Annotated in this window: 17 protein-coding genes and 2 pseudogenes; 8 read left to right on the forward strand and 11 right to left on the reverse strand. The window is 58.1% G+C overall.

Translation table 11 applies throughout. The features are described from left to right. The 5 genes from Q8R81_RS10450 to Q8R81_RS10470 form a co-directional block, all read right to left on the reverse strand. Positions 1–525, reverse strand: a complete 525-nt coding sequence (locus Q8R81_RS10450) for a hypothetical protein (RefSeq protein WP_305617546.1) — start codon at positions 523–525, stop codon at positions 1–3. Then, a complete protein-coding gene (locus tag Q8R81_RS10455; protein WP_305617547.1) occupies positions 522–1,559 on the reverse strand; it encodes a hypothetical protein in 1,038 nt (345 codons plus the stop codon). The genes Q8R81_RS10450 and Q8R81_RS10455 overlap by 4 nt, the downstream gene beginning before the upstream one ends. Next, positions 1,556–2,296 (reverse strand): hypothetical protein, encoded by a 741-nt coding sequence (locus tag Q8R81_RS10460; protein WP_305617549.1) that lies wholly within the window; start codon positions 2,294–2,296, stop codon positions 1,556–1,558. Before Q8R81_RS10460 ends, Q8R81_RS10455 begins: the two co-directional genes overlap by 4 nt. Further along, a complete protein-coding gene (locus Q8R81_RS10465) occupies positions 2,293–2,604 on the reverse strand; it encodes a hypothetical protein (RefSeq protein ID WP_305617551.1) in 312 nt (103 codons plus the stop codon). Before Q8R81_RS10465 ends, Q8R81_RS10460 begins: the two co-directional genes overlap by 4 nt. Positions 2,605–2,780: 176 nt before the next feature. Then, a complete protein-coding gene (locus Q8R81_RS10470; RefSeq protein WP_305617553.1) occupies positions 2,781–3,455 on the reverse strand; it encodes a PspA/IM30 family protein in 675 nt (224 codons plus the stop codon). 143 nt (positions 3,456–3,598) lie between these two features. Between Q8R81_RS10470 and Q8R81_RS10475 the strand changes: the two genes are divergently transcribed. Both Q8R81_RS10475 and Q8R81_RS10480 read left to right on the forward strand, forming a co-directional pair. Next, positions 3,599–4,183 carry a LemA family protein gene (locus tag Q8R81_RS10475; RefSeq protein ID WP_305617555.1) on the forward strand — a complete coding sequence of 195 codons (585 nt, stop codon included), beginning with the start codon at positions 3,599–3,601 and terminating at the stop codon, positions 4,181–4,183. Between the two features lie 14 nt (positions 4,184–4,197). Next, positions 4,198–6,162 (forward strand): M48 family metalloprotease, encoded by a 1,965-nt coding sequence (locus tag Q8R81_RS10480; RefSeq protein WP_305617556.1) that lies wholly within the window; start codon positions 4,198–4,200, stop codon positions 6,160–6,162. A gap of 464 nt (positions 6,163–6,626) precedes the next feature. On the opposite strand, the gene Q8R81_RS10485 is transcribed toward Q8R81_RS10480, so the two are convergent. After that, positions 6,627–7,544 carry a DUF3703 domain-containing protein gene (locus Q8R81_RS10485; RefSeq protein WP_305617558.1) on the reverse strand — a complete coding sequence of 306 codons (918 nt, stop codon included), beginning with the start codon at positions 7,542–7,544 and terminating at the stop codon, positions 6,627–6,629. Between the two features lie 71 nt (positions 7,545–7,615). On the opposite strand from Q8R81_RS10485, the gene Q8R81_RS10490 reads away from it, so the two are divergent. Further along, complete coding sequence (locus Q8R81_RS10490) at positions 7,616–8,008, forward strand: helix-turn-helix domain-containing protein (protein ID WP_305617560.1); 393 nt, start codon at positions 7,616–7,618, stop codon at positions 8,006–8,008. 249 nt (positions 8,009–8,257) lie between these two features. Here the strand turns inward: Q8R81_RS10490 and Q8R81_RS10495 are convergent, their stop codons facing one another. Continuing rightward, positions 8,258–9,631, reverse strand: a complete 1,374-nt coding sequence (locus tag Q8R81_RS10495; RefSeq protein WP_305617562.1) for an IS1182 family transposase — start codon at positions 9,629–9,631, stop codon at positions 8,258–8,260. A 188-nt stretch (positions 9,632–9,819) separates the two neighbouring features. Between Q8R81_RS10495 and Q8R81_RS10500 the strand changes: the two genes are divergently transcribed. The 4 genes from Q8R81_RS10500 to Q8R81_RS10515 all read left to right on the forward strand — a co-directional run bounded on the left by Q8R81_RS10500 (position 9,820) and on the right by Q8R81_RS10515 (position 15,497). Continuing rightward, positions 9,820–10,233 carry a DUF6010 family protein gene (locus Q8R81_RS10500; protein ID WP_305617564.1) on the forward strand — a complete coding sequence of 138 codons (414 nt, stop codon included), beginning with the start codon at positions 9,820–9,822 and terminating at the stop codon, positions 10,231–10,233. Between the two features lie 643 nt (positions 10,234–10,876). Continuing rightward, positions 10,877–11,647 carry a universal stress protein gene (locus tag Q8R81_RS10505; protein ID WP_305617566.1) on the forward strand — a complete coding sequence of 257 codons (771 nt, stop codon included), beginning with the start codon at positions 10,877–10,879 and terminating at the stop codon, positions 11,645–11,647. 15 nt (positions 11,648–11,662) lie between these two features. After that, on the forward strand, positions 11,663–14,383 hold the full coding sequence (locus Q8R81_RS10510) for a cation-transporting P-type ATPase (protein ID WP_305617568.1): 2,721 nt from the start codon (positions 11,663–11,665) through the stop codon (positions 14,381–14,383). Between the two features lie 40 nt (positions 14,384–14,423). Continuing rightward, positions 14,424–15,497: an NAD(P)-dependent alcohol dehydrogenase gene (locus tag Q8R81_RS10515; RefSeq protein WP_305617570.1), complete on the forward strand. Its 1,074-nt coding sequence runs from the start codon at positions 14,424–14,426 to the stop codon at positions 15,495–15,497. Positions 15,498–15,513: 16 nt separating this feature from the next. On the opposite strand, the pseudogene Q8R81_RS10520 reads toward Q8R81_RS10515, so the two are convergent. Together Q8R81_RS10520 and Q8R81_RS10525 are read right to left on the reverse strand one after the other, a co-directional pair. After that, positions 15,514–15,861 (reverse strand): annotated as a pseudogene (locus Q8R81_RS10520) (acetyl-CoA hydrolase/transferase C-terminal domain-containing protein); the annotation flags it as partial. 318 nt (positions 15,862–16,179) lie between these two features. After that, a complete protein-coding gene (locus tag Q8R81_RS10525; protein WP_305617572.1) occupies positions 16,180–16,992 on the reverse strand; it encodes a Fic family protein in 813 nt (270 codons plus the stop codon). A 150-nt stretch (positions 16,993–17,142) separates the two neighbouring features. Here Q8R81_RS10525 and Q8R81_RS10530 point away from each other — a divergent pair. Further along, positions 17,143–17,345 (forward strand): annotated as a pseudogene (locus Q8R81_RS10530) (integrase); the annotation flags it as partial. Between the two features lie 195 nt (positions 17,346–17,540). Here the strand turns inward: Q8R81_RS10530 and Q8R81_RS10535 are convergent. Both Q8R81_RS10535 and Q8R81_RS10540 read right to left on the reverse strand, forming a co-directional pair. Further along, positions 17,541–18,191, reverse strand: coding sequence for a response regulator transcription factor (locus tag Q8R81_RS10535; RefSeq protein WP_305617573.1), 651 nt, complete (start codon positions 18,189–18,191; stop codon positions 17,541–17,543). Beyond that, positions 18,188–19,159 carry a HAMP domain-containing sensor histidine kinase gene (locus tag Q8R81_RS10540; RefSeq protein WP_305617575.1) on the reverse strand — a complete coding sequence of 324 codons (972 nt, stop codon included), beginning with the start codon at positions 19,157–19,159 and terminating at the stop codon, positions 18,188–18,190. The genes Q8R81_RS10535 and Q8R81_RS10540 overlap by 4 nt, the downstream gene beginning before the upstream one ends. Positions 19,160–19,692 lie beyond the last annotated feature (533 nt).

Below are 19,692 nucleotides of genomic sequence, written 5' to 3' on the forward strand. Positions count from 1 at the left end.
TTAACGGCTGGAGAACCATGCCCGTGCTGATGGGGTGTGAATGAAATAGATCGCGGCAAGGCCCAGCAACGTCGAAACCGCCGAGAAAATCGTGGCCTCCATCGACAATTGGGGTGTGCTATCTTTCGAAGCATACTCTGTGCCTGATAGCATCTGGATCCAAGAAAACAGGGGCATTACGCAATGGGCGGAAAGAATCCATCGGGCCGAGTTGCTGCATAGTCGTGATGTAGCGAACCACAGTGCGAGCATAAGGAACAGGCTTCCGACCAGTATGCTGAAGAATATGTCGAAGCTAACGCCCATTCGCGCAAATACCTGTTCCGTCTCGACAACTTGACGAAGCGGATCAAGAATGAGGAAGTGGGCCACAAGGTTTGTTGCGATGGCCAGCATCATCAACTGATCGAAGCGCGCGAGGTCGGCCGGGCGTTCGATTTGCACCGGTAAGATGGTGTCGGTAGCACTTTGCTTGCGCCCGAAACTGGCGATTGGTTGGCTGGATTGGTTGACACGGCGATTCATGCGGTAACCTTCCGTCCGAATGTCCTTTGCGGAGTTCCATGTTTGGATTGCGGGGCAACTTCCGCGCGCAGATCGAGGCGCGCCTCAGCGACGACACGAGCGCGATCGGCGAGATAACTGGCCATAATCTCATCCGGGTCGAAGCTTTCGCCAGGATTGCCGGCGGGCGATGGTGTGTACTCCCGTACAGGGGCACAGGTCTGGGGCGCGGGCGTATTCCACGCTTCCACTAACTCGCCGCCCGCCGCCCTGCAGGAAATCAGATTGGCGACAAGGGCAGTAAGGCCATCCTTGTCGAGGTCGAGCAGGTCGATTGGGATGAGGTAGTCACGGGTCTTCCCGCCCGGCTCGATCGATGTCAGCACAATGGCGCGCCGCGAGCCGATTGTAAAAAGTACCTTCAAGTTCAGACGGGAATAAGGGCGGGCGCATACTGAGTCGATATGGCGCCAAGCCACGGTCTTGCGGGCCAGAAGGTTGTTGATGCTGATCTGATGATGGTCAAATGTGACAAGCTCGTTGTCGAACAACGCTTTGAACACAATCAACGCTGACGTCACTAGAACAGCGATCCCGACAAGCAGAACCGGCCACAGCACAATGCCCAGCACGCAGAGCAACACCGCTGGAATACCGAGGGCGATCGCATGCTTGACGGCGACTGGAAGAGAAAGGTTGTAGCTTCCGGACTGAGATATCTGGGCTGGTACATCAGGCTTATTGCAATGGTGCACGGGTAATTGACGGGATACCGCAATGTCTAAGCGAGCCTGGTCCTTTTTGCGCAGGACCTGGTGGATGCCCAGCGCCAGACCTACCAGCATCAGTGCGCCGATTACTGACCCTTGCGCCAGCGCGGTGATGGTCGAACCCACCACACCAACCCATAAGATGAAGCGGACGTAGAGCCATGCCAGCGCTTGCGCTCCTTTGCGTGCGCCGTCGCGCGTGGCCACGGCCACCCGGCCGGTTTCGCGCAAGACGGCGACAGTGGCACCTTCGCGGAAGTCCTTTTCGGTCGGTTTGCGGATCATTCCGCTTTCCCTTCACCATGCGTCCTAAGGTTCAGAAGAAACCGAAACGCAAATTTGATCAGCCGTATGACAACAAGACCGCCAAAAAACGCCAGACCGGCAGCAACGGCGAACCACAGCCCTTCAGTGGCAACCGCCAATCCGCCGAACATCAAGAGATAGAAGGCGAGTATCAATTGACCTTGCGGGCTGGACCACCGATGCCAATCGGAGACTGCCTCGGATTGGGACGTTGCTGACCGGCGTAAGGCCGTAATAACCCGCCTTTCCTCAAGTTCAGCCTGCTCCGGTTTGCGGATCATTTCACTTCTGGCCTCCTCAGACAGTTTACCAACACCTCGCTTGCCAAAACCAGTTATCCCCGTTGGTGGCGGCGTGCCACCGACCGCATGTGGTGTGTCGATGTTTGGTCTGCTCTCTTGGTTCAAGAGCGCAGACTTACGCCAGTTCGACAAAACCCAAGGACGCAGGATCAGGTAGAGCAAGGCGCCTGTAATGGCCGTTGTTGCTATGGCCGCGCGCAGGGAGGATCCTTCTTCCGTGCCTGATGTAACCATGGCCGCGAGAGCAAAAACTGCTACAGTCGCGGTGCCATATAGAATGAAGATAAAACCCCAAACATGCCAGACATGGCTGGACAACCGACGAGCAGAATCAAGGATCTTCTCGCCAATTTGTCGTAGCCAGTCGATCGATTGATGCTCTTGAAACTCGCTCGTGTGAGGACGACGGATCATTGCTTATCCTCCCCGAATGCATTCGAACAATCGGATCCGCCAATGACCGGCGTAAAACCCTGAGGCATAGGGGCGAAACTGGCCGGGGCTGCAGCCATGTCACTGGGCTGTTCCAGAATTGCGCTCATTTCACGCGGCATTCCCTTCCAAGCGCCATAGCGCAGGATTGACCAATACATCAGGCTGCGACGTAGCAACACGCCCGCCCCCGCGATCACCGCTACAGTTGACAGCACGAATGCCAGGCCAATTCCGCCCAGAGCGAAGCAGATTGAAACGAGCAGGAAGGCCCAAAAAGTGATGGCCACGAATTTGTACAATCCGTGACGCTCACTGTCTGGCGACGTCCATCGAAATAGCGGCTCTGCACAAACCGCGTGCCAAGCGTCGGCTTTCCAGAAGGCGCGCTGCAAATCCCTGTCGGGTTTCCGTATCACGATCGCGCGCCTTGAGTATTGGTTTGGTCAGTTGCCGCGTGCGCCGCTCAGGCTGCTTGCGAGGCCGAAAGCTTCAACGCGGCAAGCCGTTCTGCAACCGTCGCCTTTTTGGCCAGCGTGTCGATCTCGGCCACTTGGTTTATTGCTTCGGCATCACCACGCGTGAAACCAATCCCCCCGGCCCCGGTCATTGCGCGATCAAACGCAGCTTCGGCGTTTTCAACCTGCCTCTCAACGGTGCGGGTCGCAGCGTGGCCATCGCCGCCAAGGCTTGCCTCAGTGCGTGCAATCGCAAATGCCGCAAGTGCTTCTTCCATCTGCTTTTTGCGGGCACGGAGCGCTGAAAGGCTTTCCTCAAGCCGAGCCTCTTCTTCACGAGCAAGGCTTTGCACCTGATCGAGACCGCCAGCCTGTTCCTCAAGATCAACCTGACGCTTCAACGCGCCTTCGGCCAGATCTTCACGACCTTCTTGTAACGCAAACCGAGCCTTTGCGGTCAGCTCATCGACCTTCTTTGCGATCATCTCCTGCTGGCGGGCGGCTTGCAGACGGCGGGTCATCGCCTTTTCCTGATCAGAGCGAACCTCATCGATAGCGCGCGATACTTCGCGAATCGCCTCACGCATGGTGCCGTCGGAGTTGGCACACTCCATGGCGTCAACACTGTCTTCAATACGAGCAGAAAGCAGGCGGCGGACGCGTGCAAAAACCGATTCAGCCATTAGGACATCTCCTGATCAACACCACGATCTTGCGAGACGCTGTTTAACATCGCGTAAAAGATCTTCCAAATTGGCGTAAAGTAGAAAAGTTTTAATCAGAGGTCTTCTAAAGTGCTTGAGCAGTTACTTACACGAGGGTAGTTATGGAAACGGCATTGTGGATCGTAGGCAGCATCCTGGGGGCTATCCTGCTAATAGCATTGATGTTCTACAGCCGCTTCAAATCAACCTACAACCGTCTTGTGGCATTGGATCAGCGTTGTGAGACTGCGTTTTCCGATGTGGATGTGCATCTCAAGCACCGGCACAATCTCATCCCGGGGTTAGTCGGAGTGCTCAAGGGTTCGACTGCTTATGAAAAGGAAATGCTTTTCGGCGTGATGGAGGCGCGTAATGAGGCTCTGCGCACGGTGTCGATGCCCATCCGCATCAAAGCGGAAGGCAAGCTGACCGCGCAACTTAACACGCTGATTTCTTCATTCGACAAGTTTCCCGACATGAAGGCCATGCCCGAGTTCGCTAGGCTGAGGCAGGAACTGGTCGACTGCGAGAACCGGATCACTGCTGCGCGGCGTTTTCATAACCTTGCGATCGAGGAGTACAACACGGCCACGCGCCAGTTTCCAGGCACTCTGGTCGCGCAGAAGTTGCGGATGAACACCCGTCAGCCTTTCGATTTAGGTGTTGAGCGCGTCCTGGTCGACGAGCCGGTCGCCATTGCGTTCTGAGCGATAAACTGGCGATGGGGAAGAATGCACCGATCGGCCTTTACGGCTGGGTCCAGAGCAACGACGGGCGTTCTGCCGGTCTTTTCATAGGTTTTCTTACCGCTGTTCAGGCCATGGCAGCGCTGGCGCTGTTTCTCCCGCTCACCTTCGTTGATCCCGAACATGCGCCGTTCCTTGGGTGGAATGGGTATTTCCTGCGTTATACCCCAGTTGTTCTGCTCACCTCGATTGGCTGGTTCGGATGGCAGATGTTTTGGCATATCGAATCGGTAAAGCGCGCTGTCGGCTTCCGCTTTGTAGACGCCATCGATGAGCCTCGGCTGTGCCGGTTGATCGAACCGCTTATTACCGCGATGGGCCTGCCGGCCCCCTTTGTAGGGGTGATTGAATCAGACGCGCGAAATGCCTTTGCCTGCGGCATTGCCCGCAAGAAGGCTGTGGTGGTAGTGACGCGTGGCCTTATTGACGATCTAACCGATGTCGAACTGGCCTGCGTTCTGGGGCATGAACTGGCCCACATTCGCAATGGCGACATCCGCCTTATGGCAGCTGCGAACATATTTATGGATGCGCTCGGCAAGCTGCACCGCAACAACCCGCTGAAGTTCACGATAGTGCATGTGGTGCTGGCTATCGTCATTCCAGTAATCCTGCCGCTCACGCTTGCAGGCGGGTTCATCGGTCATCTGGCGCTGCGGGCGGGGCAGGTTTCGCGCTTGAAGATCGCGTCGGCCCGAGAGTTCATCGCCGATGCGCAAGCTGTGCAACTGACCCAAAACCCGGCAGCGATGGCTTCGGCTCTTGTAAAGGTTGAGCAGCATTGGGAAGTCAAAGGTGCTAGGCGCAGCGACGATGCTATGATGATTGCTGGCGATACCTTGGGTGAAAATGCAACACATCCAACGGTTCCACAACGTATCGCCGCGCTGGCTCGCGTTACTGGTTCGATGGTCTTCAATGCTCCAGACGCCCTGCCGAAAGAAGCTTGGGATAGCTCGCGTTCGCTAACTGAAGCCAAGGCCGCCGCGCTTCTTCAAAAGCTGCCGGCAGCAAGGGTTCTGTCGCGCGTGCGCGCAGGTGCCGCTGAAAACGTTCTTGGCCTGACATTCAACGGAATGGTCATGGCCGGAATGGCAATCGTGGGGTTGGTGACACTGCACTGGTCAGAAATCGCGAACCCGCGAACTATGCTTGCCAAATTCGATATTCGGCCGCTTTCACTGATGGTAGGCAGCCCCATGGCTTGCATGGTGGAAGTTGCCGTCACCGGTGACGAGGCTTGCAAACATCGCTGGCAAAGCCGTACTTACCGTGAATTCGAAGGCCAGAAGAACACATTGGCCGGCTGGTTGGCCGATGGAAGCGCAAAGCGCCGCGCGAAAGGTTTCCTTAAGCCAGATCTTGGCGTCTCCAGCATGAATGGGTTAAGCCTACGGGGCGGGGAGTATCGCGGGCAGAGCGGAATGTTGCGCAGGACAACCGCTGTCATGGATGGTCAGGGCGCATTTCAGGCCGAGAACGGATCCGGCTTTACCAACAAAGTGCCAACCGATCTCATGATTGCCGAACTGGACCAAGTCGGATGTTTCTTTGCAGCCATGAACTATGGTGAGCCCGAAGGGCACTATGCTCCCTCCTATTCCATCAACGGCACCAACCTCGAAGGCTTTATCCAAGCGGCCCAGGATAGTGCCAACGTGCCAAGCGAACTGTCCGACGCCTCCCTCCGCTCATATCTGGATACACGCGGAACGCTAACCCAGATTTCCTACGACTTCTACGGCCTCAAAGGGCTGGGCTACATGCAGGCTGCCTACAGCGATCCCGTCCATGCTCCGATGATCGCTCGCATGTCTGAACGACTTGGCGATCCCGCGTTCAAACGGGGCATGGACGCGCTAAATGTTGCCAAGGCGCAAGCGCTGGTACGAAATCCCGATCGCTTCGTTCCGTGCCCTGCGGTTCGTAGAGGTTATTGATGACGCAACGCCGGAGGCGGCGGCGCTATCAACTCGCTATTGGCGAAGACACTGCCGCTGAACAAGGCGCGACGGAACGTCAGGTAAATCTCAGAACGTGGCCGTCGCTTTCAATGTGCCATATCACTTGACGCTAGCGGCAATTTCCGAGGCGAAATGCAGTCCCGGGCCAGCTACCCGCGCCGATTGCAACTATGCCCGCTTTCAGGCAATCAGCGGGCGAGCCGCAACGACCGATAATAGGGCGCCTTGCTGAGCACCTGCATTGCCTGTCTGGGTTGTCGGCTCCTGGGCCGGTTGCTGAACGTCAGGTCTTGGCTCACCAGGGGCCAAAGCCGCAGGTCCGCTTTTAGGATGATCTTGCGAGGCCTGGCGTGACCGAAGCTGGGTGGAAACTTGAATGGCGGCTTAAGCCGTCTGAGTGCAGGCAAGGACAAGTTTCCATCACTCCACAAGGCAGCCTACTATCCCTTCGGTCTCAGTAACTCGCTCAAATCATCTGGGATGGGCATCGGCTTGAACGCACTGACATTGGATCGACCGGTGTTTCCTAGAGGGATACGCCCCGTTAGTGCACCAAGAGGAGCCAGCGCAAGACGGGCGAGCTGTCCGATGATTTCCTTGGCATCTCGTTGGCTCATGGCAAATTTGAACATCGCGAAATGGCTGGCAAGATGCCGAGCCAAATAGGGTTGGGAAATAATGTGCGCACGCTCAAGATGGAGCCATGCCGCTTCCACATCACCGCCTTTCGTAGCAGCATGAAAGGCAGCCATTTCAAGGGCGATCAGTTCATGGGGCACAGATATCCGGCGATTGCTCAACCCTAGCCAGCGGGGAACCATAGTTTTGAATTCTCGATAAGGCTTGCCAAAGCTACGTTCCAGATGAACTTCCTCATAACTCACCTGTGCGATGCATGATCCGACAAATACCGCAAGCCCACCCCAGGCCCACCAAAGGCCAGACGCAATCGCACTCGCCAACCCAATCAGCATCATGCCGACAAAGATCGGGTTTCGGCTGAACCGAAACAGTCCGTGTGAAATGAACTGAGGCGCGTCACCTTCTCGCACGCCAATCCGCCATGCAAGGCCCATCTGCTTTTGCGCCAGAAGCACAATTGCCGAACCAAGAAGCGCGAGGATGGCAGCTAGTAGTGGTAGATTGGAAACAGCGCCTTTCGCGGCATTCAGGCTGGCCAGAAATAGAAGGGCTATGCTTGCTGCGAAGGACAGGCCCGCGATACGCTGAACGCCCTTTGCCTCAAAAAATGCAAAAGGGCGATCGCCGGTTTCCCGCCGTATTGCGATCCCGCGTAAAAGGGTCGCCACGATAACCGCAGCCATCGAGCCGAGCGGTGCAGATTGAATGATTTCCACGTTGATATTCCTTCTCGACAGCCACGAGTCGGAAATTTATCTACAGCCTGTAGCAACTACAGGGTCAAGGCATGAGAATTGGCGAACTGGCAAAAGCCACCGCAACCAATGTGGAGACAGTGCGCTACTATGAAAAGATCGGCATTCTGCCAAAGCCTGCACGCACCTCCGCCAACTACCGTTCCTACGGGGGAGATCATCTGGCCCGCCTCTCGTTCATACGCCGCGCACGCAATCTGGGGTTCACACTGGAGGCGTTGCGCGAGCTTCTCACACTGTCCGACGACAAGGAACAATCCTGCGAGGCCATTGATGCTGTATCACAGGCTCATCTGGCACAAGTTGACCTGAAGATCAGCGATTTGAGAGCACTCAGATCCGAACTCAGTCGTATCATTGTTTCATGTCAGCAAGGCACAGTTGCCGATTGCAAGATCATCGAAACACTCTCGCGCAGCCCGTGAAACCTAGAGTGTAGCGCCAACAGAGATTAGCTAGTTCAGAGGCCGCCATTTACGCCTGATATGTCGTAAATGGGGTCGACACAAGAATTTCCGGTTTTGGCAAAAAAGCCGATGAAGCTGCCGGACAGGTTTCGGGGATGCGGCCGTTGAACCGGAATGACCGGGTTTGGGTGTATTCCGTTGAAAAAGACAGCTGGGGCATCGTTGCGGCGGAGCTCGCGATGAAGACGAGCGGTCTCCCTTTGCTGATCAGGCCAGCGCTGGCGTGGTCATCGGGATGATCTTGGCCATCTTGCGGAGGTTCTGGGCTGCTGCGGCGAGGTGGAACTCGTCTCTTGCGCCATTTGGGCCGCGCAGGCGCAGTCGATCCAGCTTCAGGATGCGCTTGAGGTGGGCGAACAGCATCTCGACCTTCTTCCGCTGGCGGCGTGAGACGAGATACGCGTCGGTTGTGGCGATTTCGCGGGCCAGGTCTCGCGCGCCTTCGTGGATCGACCGGGTGACCTTGCGGGCCGGCATGTTCGGCGTACATCGCTGCCGCAGGTCGCAGCCCTGACAGTCCTGCTGGCGGGCGCGATAGCGGATCGATCCGTCCTTATCGACGCGGCTGCGTGGGGTGCTGAAGTTGCGATTGGATCGCCGCAGGCGATTGCCCCCTGGGCAGATGTAGCTGTCGTCTTGATGGTCGTAGACGAAGTCGGCGCGCTCGAAGCTGCCGTCGCTCCGGGCGGACTTGTCGAACACCGGGATATGCGGCTCGATGCTCATCTCCTCGACCAGCCACGCCAGGTTGGGTGCCGAGCCATAGGCGGTATCGGCCACGAGGCGCTCGGGCCAGATCCCGAAGCGATGCTGTGTCCGCTCGATCATCCGGCGCTGGGCAGTAACTTCGGCCTGACGGACCGATGTTGTAGCCTCGACATCGACGATCACCGCATGGTCGAGATCGATCAGATAGTTAGTGCTGTAGGCGTAGAAGGCGGCCTCGCGCGTCGCCGCGGTCCAGCGCGATGCCGGGTCGGTGAGGTTGATGCGCTTGGGCGTGACCGGTGTCGCGCCGCCGAATGCTGCGTCGTCGAGCACGTCCAGATACTCATCGACGGCGCGGCCGACCGCTTCAGGCGGCAGGCCTTGCTCACCCGGCACCGAACGCTGGCGCTGCACATCAGCCCGGATGAGGCTGGCATCGACCGCGAAACCCTCGCCGCCAACCAACCCCTCGGCCATGCAGCGTGCCACCGTCATCTCGAACAGTTGTCGCAGCAGGTCACTGTCGCGGAAGCGACCATGCCGGTTCTTGGAGAAGGTCGAGTGATCGGGCACATCACCCTCCAGCCCCAGTCGGCAGAACCAGCGATAGGCCAAGTTGAGATGCACCTCCTCACACAGCCGGCGTTCGGACCGGATACCCATGCAATAGCCGATGACTAGCATCCGGATCATCAGCTCTGGATCGATCGAAGGCCGGCCCGTCTCGCTATAGAAGGGCCGCAGGTGCTCACGGATATCGGACAGATCCACGAACCGGTCGATCGAGCGCAGCAGATGATCCGTCGGAACATGCCGCTCCAGGCTGAAGCTGTAGAACAGCGACTCCTGCACCACCGTCCGCTCACCCATCATCGGCCCGTCTCCACCTTCTCACGGAGACTGAATCAGGACGCCCGCGCTACTTCAAGCCTGAGTTTTTCAACGGAATAGGGTGGATTGCTGTCAGTCCGCTTTTCAATTTTGGCCTTGCAAATGATACACGGTGCAGGTCTCCAACCGAATGGTGAATGACTCGCCTCCTATCGACGCGACGAGAGGAATTGCCGATTTCGAACCTTGAGAACTTGATGGGCAAAAGTCCCGCTCGTATCGGTGCACTCTTTGCTACCGTTAGCCTTCCAGCGCATTTCATTTTGCCAGACAACATATCGCATCAGCTTGCAGCCATCGTCCTTACACTCGTAGCTGGCATCTACGTAGGCTTCGCTGTTCAGGATGGGCGGAGTAAGGCGCTCGCGACAGAGGGCAGTATTGCCTTGATGTTCGCGGCAGCCGCATTGGTAGGTTTGGCTTTCTGGCATTGGGCTATTGTGATTGCCTACGCCCTGCACGGTTTCTGGGACCTTGCGCATCATCGCAGCGTCGATACCGCCATGCCGAAATGGTATGTCCCATTTTGTGCTCTATTCGACTGGGTATTCGCCGCAGGACTCATGGTGGCCTGGGCAATATAAAACTTGGTCAACATCAATGATGCGGACAAGCGGCGGCCTTCGAAGATGGTATGCGAGTCCGGCTACGTCCGAAAAGGGGTCGGTTGCGGAATAGCAGGAAATCGTGGCGATCTTGAAAAATCTGCCTTTCAGGCTTCGACGCAATTGCGGACATTAGAAGGGGTCGGTCGTTAATGATGGTAGCCGCAGTGCTTCACGCTGCTGCTTGATAAGGGACAGAACTTGTTCTCGAAAGCCGGGCTGGTCGCTCAATAGCTGCTCCATCCTCTCGGCTGCCGCATGCGCGAACACGCGCCTAAGGACAGAGCCTATTGATCCGCGGAAGTTGGCGGGGCGTAACCAGGCGCTCGTAGTCGATCCGCGCAGGTTGGAGCTTTGTGTAAGTTGCAGGCTGTTTGGCTGGAGCAGTGCTCTGCGGTAATAAAGTGTTGCTACGCCCGCCGGACTGCATCATCCCAGAAATTATTGATTTACCTCAATATCCTGCAATCCATCCGTGCCAGAATGCTGTGTCAACCGGTCTATCCAAGGTTGATCACTACAGCACGAGGAGCACGAGATGACGAGCGCCGGTTCAAGCTGCAATTCACGGTCGATCCTGACTTATGCAACAGTTGATAGCTTTGAGGCAGAGCGGGGCGCAATGGCGCTGGCTCTTTCGGTTTCCACAGCGATGCAGGCCTGCCTGACCGGCGTGCTGCTTGATCTTGAAGCGAACATGCCGCCGAGTGTCACGAGTCTCAACTTTGCGCAAATGTGCGAACAGTCGGAACTGCGCGAAAAGCGAAACAGGCAGAATGCCCAAACGTTAGAGGCAAAGGCTGCCGAACGTGGCATTCCGGTTGAGACGCTGACAGGTATCGACCATTCGCGCGGGGTGATAGGGTTTCTGGCAGATCATGCACGGCTGCACGATCTGCTGGTTATCGGTGCGGATGGCACAGGCCTTATGTCGGACCGTATGATTGCCGAGAACGTTCTGTTCGAAGCCGGCAGGCCAATGCTGGTTGCGCCAGCAGATTTTGCTGGCCCCTTTTCTGGCAGGAAAATCGCGGTCGCCTGGGACAACAGCCGGGTGGCCGCCCGGGCTATGGGTGATGCTTTGGCATTGTTCCCGCAGGTGCAGGAGATCGTGATGATCGTTGTGGGCGACGAGAAGACGATCCAAAGCAGCCTTACTGCCAGTGATGTCGAGCACACGCTTGCGAGGCGGGGTATCTCTGCAAAGGTGCAGCATGTCCTGGCGCAAGCCAGGCCGGTAGGTGATGTCCTGCAAGCGCAAGCAGAAGCTGTCGAAGCAGATTTGCTGGTGATGGGAGGATTTGCCCATTCGCGACTGCGCGATGTCATTCTCGGCGGGGCAACGCTGTCTGTGCTCAAGGCGCCCCGCATGCCCGTTTTGCTTTCTCATTAACATTGGGCATTGGCCATGATCGCTTCGCAGCACCGATTCCACGCAAGTACAACGCAGGATGTTCTGCAGGCGCTTGATGCTGCGCCCGGTGGACTGGACGAAGCAACTGCCGCGGAGCGACTGCACAAGTTCGGGGCCAACAGCCTGCCGCAGGCGCGGCAGCGCAACGCGCTCGTGCGTTTCGTGCAGCACTTTCACAACATCCTGATCTACGTTCTCATGGCTTCGGCGCTGACCACGGCAATGCTTGGGCACTGGATCGATACCGGGGTAATTCTGGCCGTGGTGATCGCCAACGCGGTGATCGGTTTCATCCAGGAAGGTCGGGCCGAAAATGCGATGGCGGCAATTCGTGGTATGCTGGCTCCTCATACTGCTGTGCTCAGAGAAGGGGCGCGTCGAACCATCGCGGCAACAGACCTGGTGCCCGGCGACATTGTGCTGCTGGAAGCAGGGGACAAGGTTCCTGCCGACTTGCGGCTGATTGAAGCGCGCGCGCTGCGAATTGAAGAGGCGATCTTGACGGGCGAGTCCGTCCCCACGGACAAGGACACGCCTCCGGTGGCAAGCGATGCAGCACTCGGCGATCGGTCCTCCATGGCCTTCAGCGGCACACTGGTGGTGGCAGGAACGGCCAAGGGTGTGGTCGTTGCCACGGGATCGCAAAGCGAAATCGGGCAGATCAGCGGCATGCTGGCACGGGTCGAGACGCTGACCACGCCGCTGGTGCGGCAAATGGACATGTTTGCCCGCTGGCTGACCGCCTTCATTCTTGCAGTCGGAGCAGGGCTGCTGGTGTTTGGCGTATTCGTGCGGCAGATGCCCTTTGCCGAAATATTCATGATCGTTGTAGGCCTATCGGTCGCGGCAATTCCGGAAGGCTTGCCTGCGGTGCTGACAATCACGCTGGCCGTGGGCGTGCAGGCCATGGCGCGTCGCAATGCGATCGTGCGGCGCTTGCCCGCAATCGAAACGCTGGGGTCCGTTTCTGTCATCTGCACCGACAAGACCGGTACGCTGACGCGCAACGAGATGGTTGTGGGATCGCTGGCTACCGGAGCCGGACACTTCAGTGTGAATGGTCAAGGCTATGCCCCCACCGGGGCCGTTCGGTTGAATGGGGCTGAAGATCGTTCAGCGCGCTACCCGGTTCTGACCGAATTCGCGCTTTGCGCCAGACTTTGCAACGATGCCGCACTGGTGCGCAGGGGTGATACCTGGTCCGCCGAGGGCGACCCGATGGAAGGTGCGCTGCTGGCGCTGGCGGGCAAGATCGAGGCAGAGGAGTGTGACGATGCGCCGGTCTTTACCCGCATCGATACGATCCCGTTCGATGCCGTGTGGCGCTATATGGCGGTGTTAAGCCATGACCCTGCAGGCAGGGCTTTGGTTCACGTAAAAGGCGCGCCCGAAGCTGTGTTGCCCATGTGTGCAGACCAGTTCACACATGGCCTCGGAACCGCTCCGCTCGACACCCCATATTGGCAGGCCAAGATTGAGCACATGGCGTCGCAAGGGCAGCGGGTTATCGCGCTTGCGATGCGGGCCGTTCCGCAGCAGCAAACCGTTCTTGGCGCGAAGGATCTTGACTGCACGCTGACGCTGATCGGCCTTGTCGGACTGATCGATCCGCCACGCACCGAAGCGATAGCGGCCGTAGCCGAATGCCACCGTGCCGGGATCTCGGTTAAGATGATCACCGGCGATCACGGTGCCACCGCCCGCGCTGTTGCCGCTATGATCGGGCTGCGCAACACCGATGATGTGTTGACCGGCGCTGATATTGCCGGACTTTCCGATGCTGACCTTGCACTGGCGGCAATGCGGGTTGATGTCTTTGCGCGCACATCGCCTGCTGACAAGTTGCGCCTGGTGACCGCCTTGCAATCGCGCGGATTGGTGGTGGCGATGACGGGCGACGGGGTGAATGATGCTCCGGCGCTCAAGCGTGCCGATGCCGGGACAGCCATGGGCATCAAAGGCAGCGAAGCCGCCAAGGAAGCGGCAGAACTCGTGCTGGCAGACGACAATTTTGCCTCGATTGCAGCAGCCGTTCGCGAGGGGCGCACTGTCTACGACAATATCAAGAAGGTCATCAGCTGGACTTTGCCGACCAATGCAGGTGAGGCACTGACCGTCATGGTTGCGCTGCTGGCGGGTATGACCCTGCCAGTCAGCGCGGTGCAGATCCTTTGGATCAACCTTATCACCGCAACCACGTTGGGCATCGCACTGGCCTTCGAGCCGAGCGAGAGGGGCACGATGCAGCGTCCGCCACGCCCGCGTGATGCACCGCTGCTCAGCCGGGAACTGGTGTGGCACATCCTGCTGGTATCGCTGCTGTTTGTGGCATTCGTGTTCGGCATCTTCGCCTATGCCCGGGCACAGGGCTATTCCGTAGCTCTGGCGCAGACTATGGCAGTAAACATGCTGGTGGTTCTCGAAATCTTCCACCTGTTCTTCATCCGCAATATCTACGGTACGTCGCTGACGTGGAAGGCTGTGCGTGCCACACCTGCGGTGTGGTTGTCCGTAATGGTCGTGACCGTTGGGCAATTCGCCATCACCTATGTACCGGTTTTGCAGAAGGTGTTCGGGACGGAGGCTGTGTCTCTGGCTGATGGTGTGCTGATCGTGGCGGCAGGGGCTGCGTTCTTCGCGTTGGTCGAAATCGAAAAGCAGATGCGCCTTGCATTTCGGCAAGGTCCGACGCGGCAATCTGAGCTGCTTGGATGACTGCCCGCCCAATTGCGGGATCGACACAAGGACCTGACCTATGGCAAAAATGAAAGCTGCAATTTTCGTCGAGCCGGGGCGCATTGTCCTTGACGAAAAACCGATCCCTGATGTCGGCCCACTTGATGCGCTGGTGCGGATAACGACGACGACGATCTGCGGAACCGATGTCCACATCCTGAAAGGGGAATATCAGGTTGAGAGAGGGCTAACCATCGGACATGAGCCAGTGGGCATAATTGAGAAGCTGGGTTCGGCGGTGCAGGGCCTCGCCGAAGGTCAGCGAGTCGTGGCAGGAGCCATCTGCACGTCAGGGCACAGTCATGCCGCTTTGTGCGGATGCCATGCGCAGGACGGACCCGGCACGCCGCACGGATGGAAGCCGCTAGGCGGGTGGAAGTTTGGCAACACGATTGACGGATCGCAGGCAGAATACCTTCTTGTTCCTGATGCTATGGCCAATCTTGCCCTCGTTCCAGAAGGTCTGACCGACGAACAGGTTCTGATGTGTCCCGACATCATGTCGACCGGTTTCTCCGGCGCAGAAAGCGGCAAAATCCAGATTGGCGATACAGTGGTTGTCTTTGCGCAAGGCCCGATTGGTCTTTGTGCCACGGCGGGCGCGCGTATGATGGGAGCAACGACGATCATCGCAGTCGACAGTGTGCCCGCGCGGATGGAGATGGCGAGGCGCATGGGCGCCGATCATGTGATCGATTTCAACACACACGATCCCATTGCGGAAATCATGCGTTTGACCAAAGGACGCGGCGTCGACGTTGCGATCGAGGCGCTGGGACGGCAATCGACGTTCGAAGGTGCACTGCGTGTCCTGCGTCCGGGCGGCACGCTCTCTTCGCTCGGCGTCTATTCAGAAGACTTGAAGATTCCGCTGGATGCCTTTCTGGCAGGCCTTGGTGATCACACCATCCGCACCACGCTCTGTCCCGGCGGCAAAGAGCGAATGCGCCGCCTGATGGATGTGATCGCCTCGGGGCGTATCGACACCCGCCCGCTGGTCACGCACCGCTTCTCGCTGGATCAGATCGAGGCAGCTTATGACCTGTTTGCCAACCAACGCGATGGTGTGCTGAAAATCGCCATAACTCCGTGAGTTCGTGACGGGCAGCTTAGCGGAGTGAATTGGCGAGCTCGTCCCGGAATTTCGGGTGTGCCAGCCCGATCAGCGCATCAGCGCGCTGATGGACGGACTTTCCGCGCAAATCAGCCCAGCCATGTTCGGTCACGACCATATGTGTATCATTGCGAGGCGTGGTGACAGGACCATCGTGCATGGGGACGATTCGCGATACTGTGCCATCGCAAGCTGTCGACTGACAGGCCATGATCGACTTGCCGCCGCGCGAGGCAGATGCGCCGCGCACAAAATCAAGTTGGCCACCTCAACCGCTATATTGCCGCCCAAGCAAATGTTCCGAATTGCAGGCGCCACCCAGATCGATCTGCAAGGTGCCGTTCCCAATGCCATCGACAAGCCAAATGCAGCAGTAAGTGCGGAAACGCCGACAACCGCAAGCAGAACCGCGGCGGTGAACATCTCGGCATTGCGCGTGGCTGCAACTTGTCGCAACGCAGGGCGCAGCACGACCCTGCCGATGCCATAGATCAGGCAGATATATCAGGCTCGCCGCCTAACCCACGCCATTCAATTAGCGGTCCACCAGCGGGTAAGACCAAATCGGGGCCTGATCAGACGGCAGTCATTTTCGTGGCCTCGCTTGGCAAGTTTCCCCACAACCTTTCAGCGCGGACGTGAGGGCATAACGTTGTCCATGCTATCCTTCCTCTGACACCTCAAGGAACAGTCGGACGAGTTCGGTATTGATATAGTAGTTATGCTTGCCGGCGCGCTGCTTCACCACGAACCCATGCTCCGTTAGTGTATCCAGGTATTTTGCTGCGGTCTGACGGGCCTTCAGCCCCAGATCGCGCTGGACGTATTCGATGCGTGTGTAAGGATGCCGGAACAGATTGTTGAGAAGCTCCTGACTGTAGAGCCGGGGTAATTCGGCACGCATCCTGTGCTTTGCTCGAGCCATCTGGTCACGGATACCTTCGACGATGCGCAGCGTGTTTACCGCTGTTTCAGCTACGCCCTCAAGCATGTAGATGACCCAATCCTGCCATGCTCCGTGCACCCCGCCGCTGTCACGCACAGCCTGGAGCAGGCGACAATAATCGGCCTTATGTCTCGTGACATGTCGGGCAAGGTAAAGCACCGGGATGTCCAGCAAACCGGTACGCGTCAGATAAAGCACATTGAGAATGCGGCCGATGCGACCATTTCCGTCTGGAAACGGGTGTATGCTTTCGAACTGGTGATGGATCAGAGCCATCTTGATCAAGGGGTCAAGATCACTGACCGTGTCGTCGTTCACGAACCGCTCGAGAGCGGTCATCTGCGCAACAATGTCTCGAGCGTCCTGCGGCGGAACATACACGATTGATCCCGTCCGATCATGTTTGAGGGCGGTACCTGGCGTCACGCGAAACCCATCTTCGCGTCCCTTCAGGAGCCTGAACATGTCGATGAGCACGGAATTGGGTATCAGGCCATCGGTTTCCTGTATCCGCGCATAACCACCCATCATCGGTCAGAATCTGGGGTGATGCACGCTCTCGAAAGCGGCATGGCGGCTTCAGGCGGAACCAGACGTTCAATTTGGCGGTCGTGGACAACCGGGTCTGGTCGGCACGTGACTCATAGGAATTTACCGATTGGGCCGACAGGCGTTCTTCGGATGGCCAATCATGGTCATCTCAGCACTCGCCAATACGCCCGACTTGTAGACGAACAAAGGCGTCGATCATCTACCGGGCAACTGGCAACCGGCGCGCTGTCCAGATTCTCCTCGGCCACAGCAAGATCGAGAATACGGTGCGCTATCTCGGGATAGATGTGGAGGACGCGCTCGCCCTTGCCGAGAACACTGAAATTTGAGCTCCTCGGCTCCTCGTCGCCGGCGAGGAGCCGAACTCGGGCCCTTGGGACTAAGCCTTCGTTCGCGACCTCTACCGGGAACGGCCGGGTGCACTGAAACCTTTCATTCCTAAAACAGCCGATGTGGCTGCGACGGGGACCGGATTTGAGCTACTTGCTCACTGACCACGTAAACTTCGCTTGAATCGCGAAACATCAAACCAGATCGAGCATCCTTGCTTTGATCGAAGCATCGGTGCGATTTGTTGCGCCCAAGTGAACCAGCAGCTGGCTCAGGTGCGTTTTCACTGTTGATGGCGCGAGATTGAGGGTGCGGGCGATCTCCTTGTTCGATAGGCCCTGCGCCATCAGGCGCAGCACTTGCATCTGGCGTTCGGTCAGGCTTTCAGCGAGGCGGGCAACGTCATCGCGGACGGCGGTGACCGAACCGTCTTCGATGCGGGCCGAGGCAATCTCAGCAAGGCGCGGCGGTAGGTAACGGCCTCCGGCGAGGATCAGACGCATGGCTGCCTCAATGATTGCCCCGCTCGCGGTCTTGGGCGCAAACCCAGCAACACCTCGGTCGAGCAGGTCGAGCAATAATGCGTCGTCTTCGGTCCCGGTTACAACCAACAGCGGCGAGTTCGGTGCAGCGCGGATAATGCCGTCGATACCTGCCAGCGGACCGCTGCCCGGCATGATCAGGTCGCAAACGATCAGGTCATAGCACATCTCGATCGCCATGGCCCAAGCGCTGGGAAAGTCGCCTGCGCGATCAACCTTTGCATCGGGCCAACCCATGCGAACGGTTCCGGCCAGTGCTTCGCGGACCAATGCGTGATCGTCGCAAATCAGGCAGGATTTCATGATGTCTCCTCCTTGGCGTGGTGAGCCGCCGGAAAATCGAGGTAGAATGCCGAGCCGCGTAACCAGCGTAGATCGAGCCCTGCTGTGCCATGCATCAGCGCCACAATCCGCCGCACCGATGACAGCCCGAGACCGAACCCGCTTTTGACCGCAGCACGAGAGTCCGAGCCGCGATAGTAATCGTCGAATATCCGCCCCGCATCGACGCGTGCGATGCCGGTGCCATCATCAATCACCCAGATGCGGACGCGGTCGCCATCTTTACGAGCACCCATGAGGATCCGCTTGCCCCCGCTGTGTTCAATGGCGTTGCTTACGAGGTTGCCCAGCGCACGCTCGAACAATACCTTGTCGAGCCGCAAACGCGTATGTGACCTGACCAGCCGAATTTCGATCCCTGCAGCGCTTGCCGCAGGTTCGAACTGCGCCGCGATCCGCGCCATTGCCGGGCCTATCGCAAAACGCGCAAAATGCGGGTCGACGGCATCGGCTTCCAGCCGCAAATGGTTGAGCATGTGCGATAGCAACTGGTCAGCCGAGGCAAATGCCCTTCGCACGCCGTCAGCCGCTCGGCTGCGCTGGTCAGGGTCGGGCGCGCGCAGCGTCTGGTCAAAGAATAGGCTGGCTGCCTGCAACGGCTGGCCCAGATCGTGCGAAGCAGCAGCAATGAACCGGGTTTTGGCGTCGCGTTCCTCGGCAACATCGGCAAGCGCCGCTGCAAGCCGCCTCGCTGCTTCTTCGCTTTCAAGGCGCGCAGCCACCGTCTCGGCGAGCGGCTTGCTTACGATATCGCAGAACAAGAAATACAGCACCCCTAATCCAACGATACCGATTGCAAAGATCCCGCCAAGATTGCCGCCCGATGTGATGAACCAGAGCGCCAGCGGGACAGTGGCAAGGATCACGCCCACCCTGTTGGCGAGGACATTTTCGGGGCTGCAGATAATCTGCGCCGAAGAGCAACTCATGAACATGCCGCCAAGCAAGAACTGAATTGTGACGGGGCAGTGCCGGAACAAAAACCACGTCGCCCAAATCGTGGGAATGTGCGATAGGATAATGATAACCCGCGCGGCGGCACCCCATACTCGTACGCTTTCCTCAGGCCCCGGTTGCCGAAAGACCATGGTCAGTACAACGCCGAGCCAGGCTACCAAAAACACACTGGTGAAAGCCACCCAGGCCGACATGCGCACATCAGTCGCGTAAGGATGGATCAGCCACCAAACGACAATGGCAAAGACGCTATATGTTAGCCACGTTGCTGCCCCTGCCAGGATAAGCGGACGCAGCGGATGGCGCACAGCATAGTCTGCTGCATCCACTAAAGGCACGTCTGCCCCGGTTAAAGTGCTCCCGTTCATTGCGGTTGCGAAACTGCGCCCGCCGCTGCCTTACGTCAACGATTGCCATGGCTTCCCCCATTTGGGGGAAGCAAACACCGTCTGCCTCCCCCATCTGGCTCCCCCATCTGACCGATGGCGGACCGCACATCAGGGCT

The sequence above is a fragment of the Novosphingobium sp. genome (assembly GCF_030696665.1).
GTDB lineage: Bacteria > Pseudomonadota > Alphaproteobacteria > Sphingomonadales > Sphingomonadaceae > Novosphingobium.